The 14567-nt window shown below is 40.2% G+C and carries 11 protein-coding genes; 4 read left to right on the top strand and 7 right to left on the bottom strand.

What is annotated here, in order from left to right; all coding sequences use genetic code 11:
• Window positions 1-102: 102 nt before the first annotated feature.
• Window positions 103-840, top strand: coding sequence for a LytTR family DNA-binding domain-containing protein (locus tag NMK93_RS02645; RefSeq protein ID WP_185211150.1), 738 nt, complete (start codon window positions 103-105; stop codon window positions 838-840).
• A gap of 5 nt (window positions 841-845) precedes the next feature.
• A complete protein-coding gene (locus NMK93_RS02650; protein WP_254526450.1) occupies window positions 846-4055 on the top strand; it encodes a sensor histidine kinase in 3210 nt (1069 codons plus the stop codon).
• Window positions 4056-4256: 201 nt separating this feature from the next.
• Here the strand turns inward: NMK93_RS02650 and NMK93_RS02655 are convergent, their stop codons facing one another.
• Genes NMK93_RS02655 through ileS form a run of 6 tightly spaced genes read right to left on the bottom strand, consistent with a single transcriptional unit; the run spans window position 4257 to window position 11221 of the window.
• Entirely contained in the window at window positions 4257-4784 is a 528-nt protein-coding gene (locus tag NMK93_RS02655) for an acyl-CoA thioesterase (protein ID WP_185211147.1), read from the bottom strand.
• 2 nt (window positions 4785-4786) lie between these two features.
• Window positions 4787-5716 (bottom strand): SDR family oxidoreductase, encoded by a 930-nt coding sequence (locus NMK93_RS02660; RefSeq protein ID WP_254526449.1) that lies wholly within the window; start codon window positions 5714-5716, stop codon window positions 4787-4789.
• A complete protein-coding gene (locus NMK93_RS02665; RefSeq protein WP_185215970.1) occupies window positions 5704-6654 on the bottom strand; it encodes a M20/M25/M40 family metallo-hydrolase in 951 nt (316 codons plus the stop codon). Before NMK93_RS02665 ends, NMK93_RS02660 begins: the two co-directional genes overlap by 13 nt.
• A 58-nt stretch (window positions 6655-6712) precedes the next feature.
• Window positions 6713-7363: a lipoprotein signal peptidase gene (locus tag NMK93_RS02670; protein ID WP_185211141.1), complete on the bottom strand. Its 651-nt coding sequence runs from the start codon at window positions 7361-7363 to the stop codon at window positions 6713-6715.
• Window positions 7364-7420: 57 nt separating this feature from the next.
• Window positions 7421-7804, bottom strand: coding sequence for a TraR/DksA C4-type zinc finger protein (locus NMK93_RS02675; RefSeq protein WP_093100778.1), 384 nt, complete (start codon window positions 7802-7804; stop codon window positions 7421-7423).
• A gap of 3 nt (window positions 7805-7807) precedes the next feature.
• On the bottom strand, window positions 7808-11221 hold the full coding sequence (ileS, locus tag NMK93_RS02680) for an isoleucine--tRNA ligase (RefSeq protein ID WP_254526929.1): 3414 nt from the start codon (window positions 11219-11221) through the stop codon (window positions 7808-7810).
• Window positions 11222-11716: 495 nt separating this feature from the next.
• Between ileS and NMK93_RS02685 the strand changes: the two genes are divergently transcribed.
• Complete coding sequence (locus tag NMK93_RS02685) at window positions 11717-12112, top strand: hypothetical protein (RefSeq protein WP_254526448.1); 396 nt, start codon at window positions 11717-11719, stop codon at window positions 12110-12112.
• A gap of 296 nt (window positions 12113-12408) precedes the next feature.
• Here the strand turns inward: NMK93_RS02685 and NMK93_RS02690 are convergent, their stop codons facing one another.
• Window positions 12409-12762 (bottom strand): iron-sulfur cluster assembly accessory protein, encoded by a 354-nt coding sequence (locus NMK93_RS02690; protein WP_185211139.1) that lies wholly within the window; start codon window positions 12760-12762, stop codon window positions 12409-12411.
• Between the two features lie 357 nt (window positions 12763-13119).
• Here NMK93_RS02690 and glyA point away from each other — a divergent pair, with 357 nt between their 5' ends.
• Window positions 13120-14391 carry a serine hydroxymethyltransferase gene (gene glyA / locus NMK93_RS02695; protein WP_254526447.1) on the top strand — a complete coding sequence of 424 codons (1272 nt, stop codon included), beginning with the start codon at window positions 13120-13122 and terminating at the stop codon, window positions 14389-14391.
• Window positions 14392-14567: the final 176 nt, after the last annotated feature.

Below are 14567 nucleotides of genomic sequence, written 5' to 3' on the forward strand. Positions count from 1 at the left end.
TTCAATAACTAAAATCCCTACTTTGCTCATTCTTCCTGTTTAATTCAAAAATTTCAAATAACTTTATATCAGCTGACTCATTAATAACCAATTAACAGACATATGATAAAGGCAGTTATTTTGGATGATGAAATTCGTGGTTCCGGATTATTGCAACATAAGCTGCAACAATTCCAGGAGCTATTGTCCATAACGGCCGTATTCAATGACCCTCAAGAAGCCTTGCTTCAAATGCCCAATATGGAATGTGATGTCCTTTTTCTCGATGTTGAAATGCCATTTATGAACGGATTTCAATTCCTCGAAAAACTTGGTCAATTTGAATTTGAAGTCATATTTGTCACTGCCTATAACATCTACACCTTGGATGCCTTGAAGGCAAATGCACTCGATTATCTCCTAAAGCCAGTAAACAATGAGGAACTCAAGAAAGCCATGGTCAAACTTGAACTGCGGATCACCCAGCGGGAAAAGTTGAAAAAAGTGGACTTAACGGAAAATCGCCCAGTGATGGGAAGATTAGCATTGCCAACTGCCGAAGGGATACATCTGGTGAAAAAGGATGATGTAATCCGTATCGAAGCCATGAGCAATTACAGTATCTTCTTCCTGAATAATCTCTCGAAAATCATTGTTTCCAGAACATTAAAGGAATTTGAAATGTTATTGGAGAATACGCAGCTCTTTCGAGTCAATAGAAGTGTCATTGTCAATTTAGATTACGTCGTAAAATATAAAAAAGGAGAAGGAGGGACCTTAGAATTAGTCGATGGTTCGGAGATCGAAGTCTCTCCAAATAAAAAAAAGCAATTGATGGATAGGTTGTTTACAGCCTTCTAAACCCAATGAATTTGAAGATAATTCTATCTTTTGTCCTTGCTGTATGCTTAACCTGTTCTATTACCTATGGACAAAGACGGATCTATAACTTTCTCCATTTTACCGAGAAGGAAGGGCTTTCCAACAATGAAGTGGAAGGGCTTGAGCAAGACAGCAATGGATTGATCTGGATTAGTGGTAAACGTGGGCTTTCCTATTTTGATGGTCAGAAGTTTACCGATGTGAAATTTGAACATACAAACGGGGTGATGCTCAATTACCTCGGTAGCATGGCTATTGACCAGAAAAATAGAATTTGGATTACCAGCAATAGCCATGGACTGATCTGCTATGATCGAAATAAGCCTATAGGAAATAACCTGAGTTCGTATACGGCAAAAGTGAGCAACAAAGGCTTGGTAAAAACCAACCTTTATGATGTACTGGCTTCTAAATCGGGTATGATTTATTTTTCAGGGCAAGAGACAGACCTCCAGTCCCTAGATCCTGAAACGGGTGAAATAAAACAGATCTCTATGCCTGGGATAGTGAGTAAAAATTATCTTTCCATCTTTTCCTTGGATGAGGACTCTTTGGGGAATATCTGGATGGGGACCCGTTATGATGGTTTGATATGCTATAATCCGATAAAACATACAGCAAAACAGATTAATCTTGAAAATGAAGGGGAAAATGCGGTAGATGGTATTGTTTTGCGTCCAGATCGTATCTATGCTGGATATTATGACCATGATCTTATCGCTGCTGATTATAGCTTCAAAAACACCATTTCCTCTATTCTGGGCTGGGACAAAAGTATCAATTTTTATGATAATAGCATCAGTTCCATTGCCTTTTGGCCAACTGAAAATAAAATCCTGATTGGCCATGTGTCCAATGGCATCTATACTTATCAGCCTGAAACCAAGAAAATCGAGTATATTTCTATAGAAACATTAATGCCGATTACACCGAAGGCAACACGGATCTTTGATTTTTGTATTGTAAAGGATGGCTATTGGCTGGCAACTAATTCGGGCCTGTTTTATTATTCTACCAAACTCAACCAAATAAATAGTCTTATTGAAGATCGATACGCCGATCCAATCGTAGAATTGTTCAATTGGAAAGGTAAAGTTTGGTACAGGACTGAAACTGATTTCGGTGAACTGGATGCGAATAAGGATTTTAGATTGTCAAAATATTCCTTAAAAGATCTCAAGATTGGAAACCTGATGACAACAGATGAGGCCATTTATATCTCAACAATCGATCAAGGAGTTTATGAATTTAAGGATCCTAAAAAAGGGTTGGTTCCATTGGAAATCAGAAATGAAGATTATGGTTTTAGAAAAGCTGATTGCAATAGCATTATCTTGGATACCATTGCCAACGAACCCATACTATGGATAGGGTCCTGGAGTTCGGGCTTATATAGATACCATTTAAATACTAAGCAGATATACCTGTTTGCGGAAAAGGAGGGATTACCAGACCCAAAAGTTATCTGTGTTGGCAAAGATGCCTTTGGTTCAATTTGGTTAGGAATGGATGGCTATGGATTGGTCCTGTTAGAAAACAAGCTCGACCCTCAATTCAAACAATTCACCCATAATAAACAAAATCCAAAGACCCTCCAATCCAATACGGTATTCTCCTTTCTGTTGGATCAGGACAAACGGTTTTGGTTCAGTAATTCCAGTTCAGGAATTGCTGAAATCAAGAAAAATAATAGGAGAGAGTATGAGTTTATCCAATATCCAGAAAGTAATACGCAACCCTGGTTATACTCGGTCAAGATGCAAGCAGATAAAAATGGACTTATTTGGATGAAGTCGCTTGATGGCACCATGTTTTTCCAACCAGATTCCAAGCTATTCTTCCATCTCAATGAATCTGCAGGGATATTCCCACCTGAGGAGTACATCACATACAGTTTTTTTGTCCGAGGTAATGAGCTCTTCTGGTGTACTAATTGGGGGTTAGTCAAGGGGGATTTGCCCGTTTTTCATCCAGATAAGACGATCAATTTTAAGCCTTTGATCAATAAGTTTTTCGTTCAACATCAAGATAGATCAGAAGACCTATTCAAAAAGGTAATCGAATTAGGTCCAGATGAAAATAACTTCACCTTTAACTTCTCTGCAGCAGAGCAACTCTTGGAACAAGGACTGAGGTTTCAATATCAATTGATTGGATTTGATCCCCAATGGGTGGAAAGTTCTGAAGAGCAGATTGCGGTATATAATAATTTGGAAGGAGATGATTATCAATTTCAGGTCAGGGTAGGAGATCAGTTTGGAAATTGGTCAACACAGATTGCTTCAATTGACATTAGCTTGGCTTCACACTGGTATGCTACGGTTTGGTTCAAGCTTTTGTTTGTGGTCTTATTTCTCTCTGCTGTTACGCTCTTTTATTTCTATCGGCTACAAGAACATAAGAACATTAACCGACTTCAGGCAGAATACAACCTTAAGCTCCAACAGGAGTTGATGATGAATGAAACGAAGATCAAGGAGCAAGCCGCCGATATAGAAAAAGAGAAACAGGAACGCTTGGAAAATGATTTTAAGCAAAAGCTCTATGAAAGTGAATTAAAGGCAATCCGTTCCCAAATGAACCCTCATTTTATTTTTAATGTGCTGAATTCCATTGAAGCTTATGTAGTGGAGAAGGATAGTAAAAGTGCCAGTGATCTAATCCAAAAATTCGCCAGCATTAGTCGCTTGGTCTTGGAGAATTCCCAGTATTCCATTGTCGGCTTGAGTTCTGAAATACAATTATTGAAACTTTACCTAGAACTGGAACAGGAACGCTTTAACCATGCATTCGATTTTGAACTTGAGATTCAAAAAGGATTGATAAAGAAGGATAAGAAAATCCCTTCTATGTTGATCCAACCCATTGTTGAAAATGCCGTGCACCATGGTGTCCGACATTTGAAATCTAAAAAAGGCTTGATCCGAATATCCATTGCCGAAGAGGACCAGAAAATTATCATTCAGATAATGGATAATGGAATAGGATTTAATAAGGATGCAGAAAATAAATCATCTGCATTCAAACAAAGCTCCTTTGGAATAAAGGGTGTACAGGAAAGGATCAATATCATCAATAGCTACTATCCGACACCCATTGCATCCCTACTGATCAAACAGGGGGATGAGGATTCCGTATTTACCACCATTGTATGCATAACACTGCCATCTAGGACCGATCGAATGGATACATAAGAGCTTTGTATATTAAGCCTAAAAAGGGATGAAATCTAAGGGTATGCATTCAATTCGTCCCGAAAATTAATATCTTTAAAGAGGAATATGGATCACGATCCTGGTCTATCCTCTCATCCATTGAATCCTGGTTCATTCCATGATCTTGGTCTATCCTCTAATCCCTTCCATCCTGGTTCAACTCAGAAATCACAACTCCCCTTAGCCCTTATGCTCAAAAAGATTGACTAAATTCTTGATCTCTGTGGCATTTTCTGGTTTTAGTTTGCCTGCCAATAACAACCTTAATTCCCTACGTTGCATGGCCTCGTCATATAAAGTCTTTTCCTTATCAGACTCTGGGATCAACTTAGGGATAGCTTTCGGACGGTCAGACTCGTCGATGGATACAAAGGTATAATATGCCTCATTGGACTTAACTTTAGTGCCCTGAGGGAGGTTTTGCGCAAAGATTTCCATTCTAACTTCAACGGAAGTGTTGAAAGCGCGGGTTACTTGTGCCTCGATGGTCACCACTTCACCTAATTTGATGGAACGTTTGAAAGACACATTGTCTACCGAAACGGTTACCACTTGGTTATTGCAATGTTTCTGCGCCGCCATTGCCGAACAGATATCCATCCAATAAAGAAGTCTTCCCCCCATGAGGTTTCCGAAAGTATTGGTGTCATTGGGAAGTACCAATTCGTTCATTTCGGTATAGGATTCCCTTGCGTATTTATCTTGCATAGTTATTTTCTAAAGAATGTATATTGTTGATCGATATAAGTGAGCGACTCGCGGAAGGGCGTTGGTTTAAAACCCAGTTCGCGTATCGCTTTATCTAAAATAAACCCAGTTTTTCGCGGTCTGTTTTCGGCTTGTCCAATTTCAGCGGCTTGGATAGGACTGATCAAGGATTTGTCGAAACTCCAATAATCGGCTAATTCCTCAACTGCTTCCAGGACACTGAACATTTTGTCGCTTGAAATGTGGTAGATGCCCTCTGCATTCCTTTCAATGCAGCGCAAACAGGCATTCGCAAGATCATCTACCCAGGTTGGCATACGCCATTGGTCGCTGACCACCTTGATTGCTTCTTGGGCTTCCAGTTTTGATTTTGCCCATAGGACCAGATTTGATCGGTTCCGATCAGCAATAATCCCATAAACTAGAATGGTCCTCAAAATTGCCGCACGGCAACCTGAATGGAGTACTGCTTGTTCCGCATCCAGTTTACTCTGTCCATATGCATTGCATGGATTGGTTTCGGCAAGCTCATCATATGGACCATTTTTCCCGTCGAAAACAAAATCTGTAGACAGGAAGGTAAGGTGGATGTCCTTCGCTTTACATTGCTCTGAAAGCAATTTGACTACCTCGACATTGAGCTTGTTGCAGGTCTCAGGGTCTTGCTCGCAAGCTTCAACACTGGTCATGGCTGCGGTATGGACAATATGCGTAGGGTTAAATGAGCCTAAAAGTTGGATAAGGCCTTCTGAATCCAACAGGTCCAATTGTACAAATTGATAGCCCTGATTATTGGGATTCCTGTTTTCCGAATGAGAAGTACAGCATAGGCTATAGTCCGTCTCTTTCAAGATAAAATCTGTTAATTTCTGTCCCAGAAAACCATTCGATCCCGTGATCAAGACCCTGATATTTGAACTTAGTTGGTCCATTGAAAGTCCATCTTAGGTTGTTTCATGGAATTGTCCAGTACATCAATTTCCAATTTAAGGATTGCTTCCATTGCTTTGTAGTCTATCCTTTCTTCATCATCGGTAGGTTTGTGGTAATCATCATGTCCACCTGTATGGAAGAAAAGGACTGGAATATTCTTTCTGTAAAATGATGTTTGGTCTGAACCACCATTTCCATCACGGCTCTTATTGAATTTGATGGTACTGCTTATACCTTCAAAGATCTTTGGGAATGCTGAACTCGTCCCATAACCAATGACTGCCAATCCATTATCTGGATTATACCGGCCGATCATATCCATGTTCAACATCCATTGGATGGATGCTAAAGGAATGGTTGGATTTTCGGTAAAATATTTTGAGCCTATCAATCCCAATTCTTCCGCGCCAAAGCCGATAAATAAGAAATTAAAAGGTTCTTTAATGTCATTTGTTGCATAATGTCTTGCCAACTCCAACAATCCAGCTACGCCGGAAGCATTGTCGTCCGCTCCATTATGGATTTTTCCTACACCAAGTGAATCTTTAGAACCTCCGATCTCACCTTTACCTAAGTGATCATAATGCGCACCTATAACAATGGTATAGGGCGCGGCATTATCTAGGAAACCTATGATATTGTCCGATCTTCTTTCGGCATTTTCTATCTTAACCTTGGTCACCTTTGCAGGGAAGTTTTGTCGATAGCCGTTTTCCCCTTTAGGTTCCAACTTATATTTTTTAAAGTATTTCTCAACGTAGTCTGCGGCTTTTGAAGAACCTTTCATGCCCGTTTCTCGCCCAAGCATTTTGTCTGCGGAAAGATATTTGATATGTTTCTTCAGATTCTTAGGGTTGACTTGTGCGATTGCCAAGTGTGCTGAACCTAAAATTGCCAGACAAAGGGCAATAGAAAATAGTACTCGGAGATTTTTCATGTCCAAATATACGGAATAAGCGAAAAGTGTTGTAATTAGCTTTGTTAAATCGGAAAGTTTAATCCTCTACGATTTCACTGTTGGCATGTGATTTTTCATCATGTTCTTCCTTGAAATAACGCTTTTGGAAGATCAGGATCAAGAAAACTCCCACGGATATCGCCGAGTCGGCAATATTGAAAACTGGTCGGAAGAACAAGAAGTCCTCTCCGCCCCAGATTGGGAACCAAGTAGGGAAGGTGCCACTGATGAGTGGAAAATAAAGCATGTCTACGACCTTACCATGTAAGAAAGAGGCATACCCACCTCCATCCGGAAACAGGACTGCTTTGGAGAATGGAGTACTCTCACTAAAGATCAATCCATAAAAGGCACTGTCAATGATATTGCCTAACGCACCAGCAAATATCAAGGCTACATTCAGGATAAAGCCACGGTTATACTTGTTCTTCACCATATAGTGAAGTCCATAACCAATGCCCATTACAGCAATGATACGGAACACACTCAGGAAAAGCTTGCCATATTCGCCACCGAATTCCATTCCATAGGCCATGCCTGGATTTTCAATGAAGTGAATCAAGAACTTATCACCTAAAACTTTGAAATCCTGACCGATGGTCATGTTTAACTTGACCCAAAACTTCGAGATTTGGTCAACCAATAAAATGATAATAATCAGTAGAACGGGCTTGGAGTATCCTTTCATAGCATATAAAAATGGTCTTTGCTGTTGATAACAAAGACCATTTATTTAATCTTTTGCTTAATATTGTTTGTTTTTTGCCTCAATACTCAAGGTGGTATGAGGTACAGCTTTCAATCTTTCTTTTTGAATCAACTTACCAGTCTCTCTGCAGATTCCGTAAGTCTTGTTCTCAATGCGCACTAAGGCTGCTTCAAGATTGTCGATAAATTTCTTTTGACGAGCTGCTAATTGGTTGATTTGTTCCTTCTCCAATGTTGCAGAGCCATCTTCTAATGTCTTGTAGGTACCTGCTGTATCGTCAGTTCCATTCGCATTGCTATTACTTAAAGAAGTAGTCAAAGAGGTTAATTCCTCTCTCGCTATGCGCAACTTCTCAAGAATTATTGCTTTAAATTCCTGTAATTCAGCATCACTGTACCGTGTTTTCTCTGTGTTTCCCATACTTTAAATTTTTTCTATTGATAGCAATAAATTCTCTCCGTCAATTTCGATAGCATCGCCATTTGCCAGGGCACTATCGAATTTCAGACTGTCGGCCAAAATTTCCGTACAAATATACGAGAAATTATTATCTACAGCTTGTTGAATTTCAGTATTTTGACTTAAGGTCACATTTATTCGGTCAGTAACTTCAAATCCTTTGTCTTTTCTGAGATTTTGGATGCGGTTAATAAGCTCTCTTGCCATCCCTTCTTCCTTTAACTCTGCAGAAATATTAACGTCTAAAGCTACCGTTAAACGTCCTAAATTAGCAACTTGCCATCCTTCTACGTCCTCTGCTATGATTTCTACATCATCGCTGCTAATTACATATTCCGTGCCAGTTAACTGGACGGATCCTTGATTTTCTAGTGCTTGGATCTGGGCAGCATCCATATTTTGGATTGCACTGGCTACCACTTTCATATCCTTACCTACCTTAGCACCAAGGACTTTGAAGTTAGGTTTTACCTTTTTCTTAATAATACCGGTAGTGTCCGTAATAAATTCAATATCCTTGATATTTGTTTCTGAAAGGATCAGGTCTTTTACCTTTTCTACTTTCTCTTGGAAGGAACTGTCCAGTACAGGCACCAAAATCTTGCTCAATGGTTGTCTAACATTGATCCCTGTTTTCTTTCTCAAGGAAAGGGTCAAGGATGATATATCTTGGGCCAAGGCCATACGTTCTTCCAATTCTTTATCTACCAAGTCCTCATGGTAAGCTGGATAGTCTGCCAAGTGAACCGACTCATACTTTTCTTTGCCTGTTGCTGCATTTAAGTCCAAATACAATTGGTCTGCAAAGAATGGTGAGATCGGTGCTATTAATTTTGCAATGGTATCCAAACAGGTATATAAGGTTTGGTAAGCCGAGATCTTATCTTGTGAATATTCTCCTTTCCAGAAACGGCGACGGCATAAACGAACATACCAGTTGCTCAAATGCTCATCTACAAAATTCTGGATCGCACGGGCTGCCTTGGTAGGCTCATAATCTGCATAGAATCCATCAACTTCCTTACTCAAACTGTTCAATAAAGAAAGGATCCAACGGTCAATTTCAGGACGGTGTTTTAATGGAATCTCAGGCTCTGCATAATTGAATTTGTCAATATTGGCATAAAGCGCAAAGAATGCATATGTATTATATAAGGTGCCGAAGAACTTACGACGAACTTCATCCAAGCCTTCTACATTAAATTTCAGGTTGTCCCATGGTGCGGCATTGCTGATCATGTACCAACGGGTTGCATCTGCTGAATATTTGTCGATCGTAGCAAATGGATCCACGCCATTTCCTAGACGCTTGGACATCTTGTTGCCATTCTTGTCCAGTACCAATCCATTCGAAACTACGTTCTTGAAGGCAATCGATCCGCGTACCATGGTTGAAATCGCATGCAAGGTAAAGAACCAACCGCGTGTTTGATCAACACCTTCTGCGATGAAATCAGCAGGGAAAGCCGAAAAGTATTCATCCTTGAAAGGAAGTGCTTCACCTTTTTCCAATTTATCGTAATCCAATCCCCATTGCGCATAAGGCATTGCTCCTGAATCAAACCATACGTCGATCAAGTCCGGTTCACGGAATAATTTCTGCCCGCCATCGGAAACCAAGATGATATCATCCACATAAGGTCTATGTAGGTCTAATTCATCGGTTCCAAATTTATCCAGATAGGATTTGTTGGTTGCTTTTTCATCTTCGGTCAGGACATCTGAATTTAATGAAGCTTCCAGGTAAGATTTCAGTTCAGGCATTGAACCTATGCAGATCTCCTCATTCTCGTCTTCACTTCTCCAGATAGGTAGGGGAGTTCCCCAATATCTTGAACGGGAAAGGTTCCAGTCAACCAGGTTTTCCAACCAGTTGCCAAAGCGCCCAGTTCCTGTTGCCTCTGGCTTCCAGTTAATAGTTTTATTCAAAGCCACCAGTTCTTCCTTTACCGCTGTTGTTTTGATAAACCAGCTATCCAATGGATAGTATAGTACCGGTTTGTCCGTTCTCCAGCAGTGCGGATAGGTGTGCTCATATTTCTTAACATCAAATGCTTTGTTCTCTTCCTTAAGTTTGATGGCGATCAATACATCCGTTGGACGGAAATCTTTGTCCGCACGCTCTTCATTGGAATAATATTCTTCTTTTACAAAACGGCCAGCAAAATCGGTGATTTCTTTTACGAATTTACCGGTCTTGTCCACGGTTGGCACTTCTTTTCCGTTTTCATCAAGAACCATGATGGATGGAATACCATTCTCACGAGCTACCCTAAAGTCATCTGCACCATAGGTTGGTGAAGTATGCACGATACCAGTACCGTCTTCAGTGGTCACAAAGTCGCCTAAGATGACACGGAATGCTTTTTCCCTTAGCTCTTCAGAAGTCACATAAGGCATCAATTGATGATAGCGCAAGCCTTCGATTTCTGCTCCTTTAAATTCCTCTACGATTTCCCAAGGGATAACCTTATCACCAAATTTATAGTCTTGGAAGGAAACCTGCTGACCATCAGCTTTAAAGTGCTTTGATATCAGGTTTTTTGCCAAGATCACCGAAACAGCCGTTCCAGTGTATTGGTTGAAGGTTTTCACTTTGACATAGTCAATATTTTTACCCACTGTCAAGGCGCTGTTTCCAGGTAAGGTCCAAGGTGTGGTCGTCCAGGCCAAGAAAGCCACGTCCTCATCTTGGTTTTCCACCAAACGATCCATCATTGGGTGGATCTGTTGTTTATCCAAACGGAATTCAGCAACAATCGTAGTGTCCTTAACGTCCTTATAGGTTCCAGGTTGGTTCAATTCATGCGAACTCAATCCCGTTCCCGCAGCAGGAGAGTATGGTTGGATCGTATAGCCCTTATAAAGCAATCCTTTTTTATAAAGATCCTTCAATAAGAACCATAGGGTCTCGATATATTCATTTTGGTAAGTAATATAAGGATGTTCCAGGTCTACCCAATAGCCCATTTTCTGGGTCAGGTCGTTCCATACATCCGTATATTTCATGACTTCCTTACGGCAGGCATCATTATAGTCCTTCACGGAAATTTTCTTACCGATATCTTCTTTAGTGATACCTAAAGTCTTTTCAACAGCTAATTCAATCGGCAAACCATGGGTATCCCAACCACCTTTACGTTTAACCTGATAACCTTTCAAAGTCTTATAACGGCAAAAAATATCCTTGATCGTTCTCGCCATAACATGGTGGATACCAGGCATTCCATTCGCTGATGGAGGTCCCTCGTAGAAAGTGTAGGGTTTGCTGGCTGGACGGTTGGAGATACTCTTCGCAAAGATGTCGTCAGTCTCCCAACGTTTCAATACCTCTTTGCCTATTTCTGAAAGATTTAACTGCTTATATTCCTTGTACATCACGTAATCTAATTCTGATTTTTAAAGGTGGCTAATTTAGTGAAAAATTTGCACAAATTATAGATAGCTGGGATTGGGGGATTTGAACCAGGATGGAATGGATGGGAGGATAGACCAAGATTATGGAATGAACCAGGATGGAATGGATGGGAGGATAGGCCAAGATTATTTTTGAACCCCAGCAGGGGTGACATATTTGTAGAAATTGGATGTTTGAAAAGGCGAACCCAAAGGGTGGGTGAAATGTTTTTCAACAATTCCTCTTTATGGGTTTAAAACAAAAAAAACAGTTTACTCATCTTACGATTCGCAATGATCAATGTCCTCATAAAAAAAACAATAGATTCTTCGCTTCACTCTGAATCCCTCATTAGCACATTTTTATTCTGAACGATCAGTGAGGAATCTGTACGGTTTTCCCATCTACGACCCTGTCATTCTTTACCGAAGGTAAAGGACCTGTTCGCCAATGCAGCCTATGAGGCAATACTTTTTATGTTGTTTTTTAATAATTATGGGATTGCAGTATTCCGAGATTCTTCCTTCGTCAGAATGACTGGAAGGCGGAAACCGCAGTTGCAGGACCTGTTCGCCAATGCAAACTTTGAGGCAATACTTTTTATGTTGTTTTTTAATAATTATGGGATTGCAGTATTCCGAGATTCTTCCTTCGTCAGAATGACTGGAAGGCGGAAACCGCAGTTGCAGGACCTGTACGCCAATGCAAACTTTGAGGCAATACTTTTTATGTTGTTTTTTAATAATTATGGGATTGCAGTATTCCGAGATTCTTCCTTCGTCAGAATGACTGGAAGGCGGAAACCGCAGTTGCAGGACCTGTTCGCCAATGCAGCTTATGAGGCAATACTGTTTTTGTTGTTATTTAAATAAATATGGGTTTGCTGAATTCCGAGATTCTTCCTTCGTCAGGACGACTAGAAGGCGGAAACCGAAGGTTGTTGGTTGTTGATCCAAGAAATTCTGTAGGTTTTTTATGCCTTTAGGGCATCATAATGCTAAGTGGAAGAGGCATTAAAAAAGGCTTCGCCAAAATAGACAGTTTGAATAGTTTTGCTGCGCAGGCGTGTAAAAATTAAACAACAGATTTTTGGGTATTCTCGCTAGCGATATTTCAATACTGACTGTCGATGTACAAGGCGAAACCTTTTAACGGCAATATTTTTTATTTATGCAGAGAAGCTGCTTCCGCAACCACAAGTGCTTGTTGCGTTTGGATTATTGAATGTAAATCCGCGAGCATCTAGACCGTTTTTAAAGTCGATCTCCATTCCTGCTAAATATAGCCCATGAGCTTTGTTCATAAAGACACGCATGCCCTGAATGTTATATTCTGTATCGCCATCCTTGATTTGGTCGAATCCCAAAATGTAGCTCATCCCTGAACAACCTCCACCCTCTACGCCAATGCGCAATCCAAAATCAGCACCGATTTCTTGTTGGTCGATCAGTTTGTTTAGTTCGTTTAGTGCACCTTCGGTAAAAGTTACCGGAGCTACAGCTGTCAAATTATCTGAAGCCATATTAATTTCCTCTGAATTTACAGCTACAAAAATACATATTTTTCGCTTTCCTTTTAGTAAGCAACCTTATTATGACAATCGGCAAACAGAGACCAGAAGGGGAATGAAGGGCATATGGCAGTAGAAAAATTGCTTATTCATCGAATTGGGAGGCTCAGGAATACTATCGCTAACATGTGGTCGTTTTATGATTGGGAGGTTCAACAGTCCGTTATTCAATTGAGAAAAAACTTAACAAAATGGCAATCCTTAAAAATCATTGGAGAAATTTAGGTAATTATAAGCCCATTTCTTTGTAATTATCTATATTTGCAACAAATTTGAAATTTTAATACCCCCCCAATAAAAAATATCAATATGGAAAGAGATCAATCCATTTTTAATCTAATTGCCGAGGAGCTAAAACGCCAAGAAGAAGGTATTGAGCTTATCGCTTCAGAAAACTTTGTGAGCAAGCAGGTTATGGAAGCCGCTGGTTCTGTTTTGACCAACAAATACGCAGAAGGACTTCCAGGAAAACGTTACTATGGAGGTTGTGAAGTTGTGGATAAAATTGAAACAATTGCCATCGACCGTGCAAAAGAATTGTTTGGCGCTGAATGGGTGAACGTACAGCCTCACTCTGGTGCACAAGCCAATGCTGCTGTTTTCCTTGCCATCTTAAAACCTGGCGATAAAATCCTAGGATTCGATCTTAGCCATGGTGGTCACTTGACTCATGGTTCTCCAGCAAACTTCTCTGGTAAACTTTATCAACCATTATTCTACGGTGTAAAAGAAGATACTGGTCTAATCGACTACGAACAATTAGAAGAAACTGCTCGTCGTGAAAAACCAAAAGTGATTATCTGTGGTGCGTCTGCATATTCTCGTGACTGGGATTATGCCCGTATCCGTAAGGTTGCTGACGAAATCGGCGCTCTAGTTGTCGCTGACGTTTCTCACCCTGCTGGTTTGATCGCTCACGGTCTATTGAACGATCCAATCCCTCACTGTCATATCGTAACGACTACGACTCACAAGACGCTTCGTGGTCCTCGTGGTGGTATGATCATGGTAGGTAAGGATTTCGAAAACCCATGGGGCATCAAAACGCCTAAAGGAGAAACACGTACGATCACCCAATTATTGGATCTAGCGGTATTCCCTGGAACGCAAGGTGGTCCTTTGGAGCACACTATTGCTGCTAAAGCAATTGCTTACGGTGAAGCGCTTTCTGATGATTACTTGACATACATTAAACAAGTTAAAACAAATGCTGCTGCCTTAGCTCAGTTCTTTGTAGAAAGAGACTATAAAATTATCTCTGGAGGTACAGACAACCACTTAATGTTGGTAGACCTTAGAAACAAAGATATCTCTGGTAAAGATGCAGAAGCAGTTTTAGGCTTAGCAGGTATCACAACCAATAAAAACATGGTTCCTTTTGATTCTCGCTCACCATTCGTTACATCAGGTGTACGTTTCGGTACTGCAGCAATCACAACTCGTGGAATCAAAGAAAACGAAATCATTCAAATCGGTGAGTTGATCGACGAGGCATTGAACAATCGTTCAGACAATGCTGCGCTAGATCGTATCCACGGAAAAGTAAGAGAAATGATGGCTCAATTTCCTTTATATAAGTAATTGAGTAAAATATAACATTCAGATGGCTCTAAAGGATAACTTTGGAGCCATTTTTGTTATTAGGATTTAATGTGAAGAAATGTTAAAATACCAATCCATTTTTTGATTAATCGGAAATTTTAATTCTCTTTGAACTAATAACATTAAACAAATCGCTTATCGAAACACTACTACGC

The organism is Sphingobacterium sp. LZ7M1, assembly GCF_024296865.1.
Lineage (GTDB): Bacteria > Bacteroidota > Bacteroidia > Sphingobacteriales > Sphingobacteriaceae > Sphingobacterium.